The sequence below is a fragment of the Corallococcus macrosporus genome, assembly GCF_017302985.1.
Classification (GTDB): Bacteria; Myxococcota; Myxococcia; order Myxococcales; family Myxococcaceae; genus Corallococcus; species Corallococcus macrosporus_A.
The window spans coordinates 375,957-382,095 of record NZ_JAFIMU010000013.1 but is presented as its reverse complement, the minus strand read 5'-3'; the positions used below and the strand labels follow the sequence as shown (position 1 = coordinate 382,095).

The window sequence follows — 6,139 nt, the reverse complement described above, 5'->3', positions numbered from 1 at the left end:
TGGGGCGGCCTTTTTCCGTGTCCATCAGCGCCTCGGCGGAAGCGGGGCTCTTCAGCTTCGCCGCCTCGAACCAGGTATCACCCGCCTCATCGAAGTCGATGATGGCCCACGCCAGCTTCAACCGCAGGTTCTCCAAGGGCTTGGCGAAGTGGTTGAGCACGTTCGCGGCCGTGACGCGGCCCACATACACGGTGAAGTCCAGGGGGCCGGAAGCGCCATTCATGGCCAGCCGTTCAATGAGACCAATGCATTGCGCCTTGGGACCGAAATCACCCACCGTGGGGGAGAACAGGGTGAGCTCTTTCGCCAGGTTGAGCCCCCCGCAGCCGTTCCATTCCAGCAGATACCCCAGTGCGCCACGGAAGCCAGGCCGGAATTGAAACCCGGTCTGCCAATTGCATTCGATTTCGAGTACGTCGGGCTTGGCGATGGGCATGGGCGTCTGTCCTTGTGAATGAAAGACATGTAACATGAAGTGGAAAGACAGACCATGAGAGACCTGAGCCTGTGCCTGCGCCCCGTGGAGGGCGGATCGCTGGAGCGCCTGGAGTCGCATGACCAGCGCTTCCTCACCGTGGCGGACCTGGTGCAGCGGGAGGCCTACGCGGAAGCGGCGGACGCCATCGAGGCCCTGGACGCGGAAGGGGCCTACGAGATCCGGCTGTCCGCCTACTACCTCTTCGCGGCGCTGCGCGAGGACGGGCTCGCGCGCCTGCCGGAGGTGCTGGAGGTGCTGGCCGCGCTCACGCGCGCGGCGGCGGAGGAGTCCGCCCAGGCCGAGGGGAAGGACAAGTCCAAGGCCGCGGTGCTGCTCAACAAGGCGCTGACGTGGCTGTTCCAGACGCTGCTGAGCGCGCTGAAGTATCACCACGGCAAGCGGGACGCGGGCTGGGAGACGTGGACCAAGGGCTTCACGGACGGCAAGCGCAAGGACGCCCTGCGCGGCATCCAGGCCCTGCAGGGCGCGCTGGAAGGCGCCGCGTTCCGCAACGGGGCGCAGGGGCTGGCGGGCCTGGGACAGTGGCTGAAGGAGACGACGCAGGAGCGCGCGGCCGCTCCCGCGCCGGCCCCGGAGCCCGCGAAGCCGGCCGCCCCCGCGAAGGGACGCGGCGCGAAGGCCTCCGCGGCATCAGCCGCGGCCACGCCGCCCTCGCCGTTCCCCCGCACGACGGGGCCGCTGCAGCTGCGCGGGTCGGTGCACCTCCTGGAGCTGTGCGACAAGCTCAAGGCCTTCGAGGTGCTGGTGGAGCGCGGCGACTTCCAGAAGGCCGCGATGGTGAGCGACGACGTGCTGCGGACGCTGGAGGAGTTCGACCCGCGGCGCTACCTGCCGGAGCTCTTCTCGTCGTTCGGCGCGCTGCTCAACCGCCACGTGGGGGACATCCAGGAGCACTGGGAGCGCAAGGACACCATGGAGTGGCGCACGCTGTCGCAGTTCTACCAGGTGGACCTGGGCGCCTTCGTGGGGCCGGGCGAGTGAGGCGGCTTGAATCATGAACGGCGCCTCGCCGCTGTTGTCCCCGCTGGAGCGGCGCATCCGCGCCCGCGCGAAGGACTTCGACCTGGGGCCGCTCCTGCGGCTGCTGGAGACGCAGGGCTATGGCCGGGACCGGGTGCTCTTCGAAAGCAACCCGGAGCCGGTGGCGTCCGCGTCGCTGGTGGAGGCGGTGACATTCCACGTCTCACCGGTGCGCCGGGTGGTGGTGACGCTCAACCTGGGCCTCTTGAGCACGCCGGGCCTGTTGCCCAGCTACTTCCTCCAGGTGGCCGAGCAACTGCCGGAGCCGGAGCCGTTCCTCGACTTCATCCGCTTCTTCGACCACCGGCTGATGCTGGCGCTGGTGAACGCGCTGCACCCTGAACGGGACACGAACCTGGTGGGAGACTGGGAGCGCACGAAGGGCTTCTACCTGCGCATGGTGGGCGTGGATTCGCAGGCCACGCTCCAGTGGCTGTTCCAGCAGGTGTTCCCGGAGCTGCGCGTGACGTGTGTCCGCCGCTCGTTCCGCACGCGCTTCTCCGGGATGCGCCCCACGCGTGGGCCCACGCCGCTGGATGGCACGGGCATCCTGGGTCAGACGTACGCGACGGACATCGGCGGCTTCCAGGTGGAGGTGTTCGCGGACGAGGAAGCGGACATGCGCGGGCGGGATTGGCCCGCGCGGGTGCGCCACCGCTTCCACCGGCACATCCTGCCGCTGCTCATGCCCGCGCGGATGCAGCTGGAGGTGGTGCTGACGGTGCTCGCGCACGGGCGGACCGTGCGCCTGGGGCCCCGCGGTCAGCTGGGCTACGAGCGGCTGCCAGGCGCGGAGGGCAAACCGCTGCGGCATCTGGTCTTCCTGGGCGACACGTCCGTGCCGGTGGCCGCGCCTCCGCGCGCCGAGGGCGACCGGCAGGGCATGAGCATGGGCACGCCGAAGGCAGTCGGGCGTTAGGAGGGGAGGGGACCGTGGGCTTTCTGCACCGGAAGTTCCTGGGGGTGGTGGAGACGCCTCGCGAGGCCGTGCTCCGCAACCTGGGCCACCTGATCCAGGCCAAGCGGGGCGCGGCCTCCGTGCTGCCCGGCTTCGGGCTGACGGAGACGGGGTTCCGCTCGGACGCGGAGCGCCTGGCGGGCCTGGGCCTGGAGATCCGCGAGACGCTGTCGCGCTACGAGCCGCGCGTGGAGGTGGTCTCCATCGACGAGGCGCCCGCGGCGGCGGGAGGCGCGCCCGGCCTGGTGGTGCGCCTGCTCCTGCGTGACTCCCATGAGCCCATGGACCTGCTGCTGGACCCGGGCTCGCGCCGCCTGCGCGAACGGCCTCCGGAAGAGCCCTCCGGGGAGGACGACCCATGAAGTTCACCGAACAGCTGCGGCTGACGCTGGAGATCAATGTCGGGGAGGAGGCCTTCCCGCTCCCCGCGGGCAGCATCAAGCACCTGAAGGTGGAGGCGCGCTCCTACGGCTTCGAGGCGCGGGTGGAGTGGTGGGTGCAATGCAAGGAGAGTGGCGACGAGGACACGCTCTTCACCCCCTTCACCGGCACGCAGCCCATCAAGGCGACGCTGACCATCGACCGCCGCTACGGCGCGCAGGCGGAGGGGCGCGAGGGCGCGGAGGCCCTGCCGCTGAAGCTCATCGGGCGGGTGGAGGAGCGCCACGTCCGCGAGCGCTCGCTGGAGAACGTGGCGGAGGCGCCGGTAATGCAGCGGCGCTACCGCATCCGCATGGTGGACCCCGCCGCGATGCTGTGGCGCCGCCACTTCCCCAGCGGCGTGTGGGTGGATGAGACGTTGCAAGCCGTCATCCAGGCGAACACGCCCCAGGGCCTGGACGTGGCCTACGAATGGGAGGCCGCGGGGACGGCACACGGCCTCCACGCGCTGGGGCTGGGCGCGGATGACGACTCTGGCGCCAGCTTCCTGGACTTCCTGCACTGGGTGCAGGCGCGCATGAACGCGGGCATGTTCCTGGACTACGCGACGGGGAGGTACACGCTCGCGGCCGCGAAGCCCGAAGGCGGCGAGCCGCTGGTGCTCTCTCGCGGCGAGGTGATGCAGGTGGACCTGCGCTACCCGGAGCCGCGGCGGGACGCGCTGTCGGTGCTCAACAGCTACGTGGACGCCGGCACGAGGCGCCAGGCGGTGGAGAACGCGGACGCCATCCCGGGCGTCCTCACCGAGTGCCTGGTCACCTCCACGCTGGAGGGCACGCTCACGGACCGGGTGGCGCTGGAGACGCAACGCCAGCAGTTGGAGGGCCCGGAGGTGCGGCTGTCCTTCGCGGGCTACCCCCGCGCGTCGCTGGTGCTCAACGGGCTCTACACGCTGGGCGAGTTCAGCACGCAGGCCGCGACGCACGAGAAGCAGTACCGGCTGCACACGCTGAAGCTGGAGGCCCGCGCCGTGGAGGACGACGCCGCGCACGACCCGGACAGCGCCGCCAACGACTACGAGCTGGAGTTGAAGGCCACGCTGGAGGAGGCGGCGGACCCCACCTTCCGGCGTCCGCGCTTCCGGCCGCCGCGCTGGCCCTTCCTCGCGGAGGGGCGGGTGGTGAGCGAGGAGGGCGGGGAGCCGGACCGCACGTATCAGATCCGCCAGGACGAGGAGACGTCGGTGGAGTCGTACCGGGTGAAGCTGCCCTTGTGGGACAAGGAGGTGCGCGTCCCCTATGAGCCGCACCAGCAGCCCGGGCACTTCTACTTCCCCATGGACAAGGGGACGCGGGTGCTGGTGTCGCTGGGCTACCAGCACGCGCGCATGGACCGCTTCCTGGAGTGGCGCCCCGGCGCCCGTCTCCCCAAGGAGTCGCAGGGCAACCACCTGCTGCTGGGCAAGACGGACAAGAGCGAGACGTCCATCCAGCACCTGTACCAGGACTCGAAGCCCATGCTGCGCATCCAGCGGACCCTGGAGAAGGACACCCAGCTCATCGAGGTCACCGAGGGCCGGATGTTCCTGCGCGTCCAGGAGGGGGAGTAGGCCATGCGGATGGATGAAGCGCTCTACGCGTCGTTCCTGGAGGAGCTCCAGGCGCTGGAGAAGTTCCGCCTGGGCTACACGGCCCTGCACCCCTCCGCGCCGCTGGACGGCGAGGACGCGGACGTGCGGCGGCTCACGGAGGCCATGGCCCTGTTCACCGCGCGCACGCGCCGCGCGGGGCAGCGCGCGTTGGAGCGAAGCACGCTGCGGCTGTTCCAGCAGCACTTCGCCTACCTGCTCCATCCCATTCCGGCCATGGCCATGTTCCGCGCGGAGCCGGACGCGCGCTTCGTGGACGCCGCGGAGCTGCCCCGGGGCACGCCCTTCCTCCTCAACCCGGGGCCGGGCGGCGGTCCCACCGGGCCGCTCTCCCTGCGCACGCTGGCTCCGATGCGGCTGTTGCCCGTGCGGCTCACCCAGGCCCGGCTGGAGCGCCAGGGCGAGGACGGCGCGCTGCTGCGGCTCGTCTTCGAGGGCGGCTTTCCTCGCAACGACTCCCCGGGCGAGGTGAGGCTGCACATCAACCACCTCAACGACTTCCGGGCGTCCCTGGCGGTGTTCTTCCAGCTGAAGAGCGCCGTGCGCTCCGCCACCGTGAGCTTCGACGACGGGACGGTGGAGCACGAGGTGAAGCCCTTCGACGCGCACTCGGGCCCGGTGCGCTTCGGCGCGCCCCGGCCGGTGGCGGCGGATGGCGAGCCGTCCGAGCATCCCCTGCAGCGGCTGCGGCAGTTGTTGCACTTCCCGCAGCAGGAGCTGTTCCTGGAGGCCCGCATCCCGCCGGCCCCCCGCAACTGGCAGGGCTTCACCCTGACCCTGCGCCTGGCGGGCCGCTGGCCGTCGGAGCTGGTGGTGGGGGCGGACTCGTTCGTGGCGCACGCGGTGCCGGTGGTGAACCTGCAGCGCGCCATGGCGGCGCCCGTGGAGCACGACGGCACGAAGGAGCGGCACGCGGTGCAGCACCCGGATTCCTCCATGGGCTTCCGGCTGAACACGGCCACGGGCGTGTACCAGCTGACCCCGAAGGGCATGGTGCCCCTGCGCCCGGGCGCCATCTCCGGCGGCGCGGAGACGTACGACCTGGACCACGAAGGCCAGGGCCTTTCGCGCACGTCGTGGCTGGCGCTGGACATGCCGGACGCGTTCCTCAAGCCGGTGCGGCTGGGCGTGGATGGCCTGTGGCACCAGCCGCTGCCGCCGCGCTTCGACGCGCGGGGCTACCGGCCCGTGCTGGCGGACCGCTTCCTGGAAGGCGTGCCGTGGAGCCTGGTGGGCGCGGTGGCGCCGGGCGGGGACAACCCGGTGGAGCACGGGCAGCAGGCGCTGCTGCAATTGCTGGCGCTGCGCACGCAGCGGTTCCTGGGGCGCGAGGACCTGCTGTTCCTCCTGGAGGTCCTGGGTGTGCGGACGCAGCGGCACTTCCGGGAGCTCCTGCCTTCGCTCACGGAGGTGTCCGTGAAGTCCAAGCCCTTCGCCCGGAGCGCCGCGGGCTTCAAGTACGTGTACCAGCTGGGCTTCGGGCCCATGGACGCGTCGCTGCTGCCGCTGGTGGACCTGCTGTGCGGCCGGCTGGTGGAGCTGTTCGCCGTCTGGAGCGCGGAGGACGTGGTGGAGCTGGAGGTGCGCCTGCCCCAGCGCGAGGCGCCCCTGCGCTACGTGCCCCTGCCGTGAG

The 6,139-nt window shown here is 70.9% G+C and carries 6 protein-coding genes; 5 read left to right on the top strand and 1 reads right to left on the bottom strand.

The window, feature by feature from the left end; all coding sequences use genetic code 11:
• On the bottom strand, positions 1–436 hold a 436-nt coding region (locus JYK02_RS35630; RefSeq protein ID WP_207057417.1), incomplete at its 3' end, for a hypothetical protein.
• Positions 437–490: 54 nt separating this feature from the next.
• Between JYK02_RS35630 and JYK02_RS35625 the strand changes: the two genes are divergently transcribed.
• From JYK02_RS35625 to JYK02_RS35605, 5 genes are read left to right on the top strand one after another with little or no spacing between them, the layout of a single operon-like run.
• Positions 491–1,480: a type VI secretion system protein IglI family protein gene (locus JYK02_RS35625; protein WP_207057416.1), complete on the top strand. Its 990-nt coding sequence runs from the start codon at positions 491–493 to the stop codon at positions 1,478–1,480.
• Positions 1,481–1,493: 13 nt separating this feature from the next.
• On the top strand, positions 1,494–2,438 hold the full coding sequence (locus tag JYK02_RS35620; RefSeq protein ID WP_207057415.1) for a hypothetical protein: 945 nt from the start codon (positions 1,494–1,496) through the stop codon (positions 2,436–2,438).
• 14 nt (positions 2,439–2,452) lie between these two features.
• Complete coding sequence (locus tag JYK02_RS35615; RefSeq protein ID WP_207057414.1) at positions 2,453–2,839, top strand: GPW/gp25 family protein; 387 nt, start codon at positions 2,453–2,455, stop codon at positions 2,837–2,839.
• Positions 2,836–4,467, top strand: a complete 1,632-nt coding sequence (locus tag JYK02_RS35610; protein ID WP_207057413.1) for a hypothetical protein — start codon at positions 2,836–2,838, stop codon at positions 4,465–4,467. The genes JYK02_RS35615 and JYK02_RS35610 overlap by 4 nt, the downstream gene beginning before the upstream one ends.
• Positions 4,468–4,470: 3 nt before the next feature.
• Positions 4,471–6,138, top strand: coding sequence for a type VI secretion system baseplate subunit TssF (locus JYK02_RS35605; protein ID WP_207057412.1), 1,668 nt, complete (start codon positions 4,471–4,473; stop codon positions 6,136–6,138).
• The last annotated feature ends 1 nt before the right edge of the window (position 6,139 follow it).